At 39.7% G+C, this 1,891-nt stretch carries 1 protein-coding gene; it reads right to left on the bottom strand.

Going from position 1 to position 1,891, the window contains the following annotated elements:
- Positions 1 to 123: 123 nt before the first annotated feature.
- Positions 124 to 1,365, bottom strand: a complete 1,242-nt coding sequence (gene ltrA, locus BMZ41_RS15380) for a group II intron reverse transcriptase/maturase (RefSeq protein ID WP_090531336.1) — start codon at positions 1,363 to 1,365, stop codon at positions 124 to 126.
- Between the last annotated feature and the right edge of the window lie 526 nt (positions 1,366 to 1,891).

Below are 1,891 nucleotides of genomic sequence, written 5' to 3'. Positions count from 1 at the left end.
AATCGAGTAGGAGGGAGATTTAATTAATCTCCCGACCTCTCAGTCGAGTAAGTAGGAGGATTTTCACCTCAAACTTCTCACAGAACCGTACGTGAAGGTCTCCCTTCATACGGCTCTTATCATCTAACAATACGAATACATTTTGCTCCAGTGTGCAAACAATCTCGGCTCTCGTTTTCTTACAGACGTGAGCCATTTTTCTGCCCGTCTTCTATGACCACGAAGGTTCTTATATTTACACATTGCCCATTTTACTAGCCTACGTTCTATACATTGAAGTGTATATTTCATGGCTGATGGATTGAATTTCCCAAAATAATTAATCCAGCCTCTTAGCATAGGGTTTAGGATTTCCGCAATTATGTCGATTTTGCATCCAGTTCTCTTATGAATTTCTAGAGATTTAATTTTTTCTCTGAATGTCTTAGCTGACGCTTTGCTGACTGATGCGATAAAGTTTGAACGCATTTTCCCATCCTTACACATGATGTGTACAGCCTTGAAAGTATAGCCAAGGAAATCAAACTCTGTTATGTCTTCATCCTTTGTTCTGTCCTTATCTTTACAATACACAATTCTAGTTTTGGTCGGATGTAATTCAAGTTTACATTCTGCAAATCTTTTAGCCAGACACTCTTTTATGTAAAGAGCCGCTTCTTTTGTTTTGCAGTGTACCACACCATCATCTGCATATCTTTCAAATGGTGCATTTGGAAAATTTCTCTTCATCCACATATCAAATACATAGTGCAAGAACATATTTGCAAGTACGGGACTAATAACTCCTCCCTGTGGTGTTCCTGCGTTTCGCTCTATCACCTCACCATTTCTCAACACGAATGGAGTTTTGAGCCATCTTTCAATATACATACAAATCCACGATTCCTTAACATGTCTTCGCACAACTCTCATCAATAGCTCATGGTCGATATTATCAAACAGACCTTTTACATCTAATTCGATTACATAGTCATATTTCCAACATCTCTTCCTAGTCATTCCTATTGCATCTAACGCCGACCTGTTAGGTCTGTAGCCATAAGAGTCATCACAAAATATCGGGTCTACTGCACGTTCTACATACATTCGTGCTACCATCTGTGCCACTCTATCTGTTATAGTTGGTATTCCCAGTCGTCTGACACCTCCTGTTTTCTTTGGTATTTCTACCGCCATTACAGGCGATGGAATATAGCTTCCAGAACTCATTCGGTTCCATATTTTATAAAGATTATTATTCAATCTTTTCTCAAATATTTCAAAGTCAACTCCATCTATCCCTGCACTTCCTCTGTTTGCCTTTACTCTTTTGTAAGCTTCTATAACAGCCCTTTTGGGTATATCGTATTGCTTGCTCTCGTTCATCAAATCCTCCTAGTTTCCTAGTTGTTATCAAATTCAAGCTAAATGATGTCATCCCTTTGCTCCATTCCCATTACAGGAACTTCTTAACTACTACGGATGACTCCGCCCCTACAGAATACCTTTCTACTTTCAGTCTCATCTTTCTGTGATTTGCACCTTTTCGATTTCCATTATTCTGTAGGTTCCCATGTTTCACACAGAAGCCTAATACATGCTCATGCCACCTTAATGCCGTTCCGCAGATAATCAGCTTTACAGGTATCCATTATCTTTATCTCTGCCTAGTGGTGAAAAGCAGATTTTGCAGAAGTCTTACGCTTTCGACACTTCATCAATGGTTCACTTGCGTTCATCTTCATGTATCATATCTGACTACTGTTTGTAGCCTTTTCTCTAATCGCTTACTACCATAGGCTTGACTACAGCAGCATTAGAGTGATTTGACAGATTTGCCTGTTCAATTCCTGTCGAAGGGCCTACCTTCATCTTCTGTATGCCTTTCATGGCACACCACCACCGTGCGTAC

This window comes from Pseudobutyrivibrio sp. UC1225, assembly GCF_900115215.1.
In the GTDB taxonomy this organism is placed as follows: domain Bacteria; phylum Bacillota; class Clostridia; order Lachnospirales; family Lachnospiraceae; genus Pseudobutyrivibrio.
The sequence above is the reverse complement of the archived record's forward strand: the minus strand, read 5'-3'. Positions and strand labels throughout refer to the sequence as shown.

Excerpts from the sequence above, each read along its gene's own strand:
- ltrA (WP_090531336.1), bottom strand. The coding sequence starts at position 1,365 with ATGAACGAGAGCAAGCAATACGATATACCCAAAAGGGCTGTTATAGAA.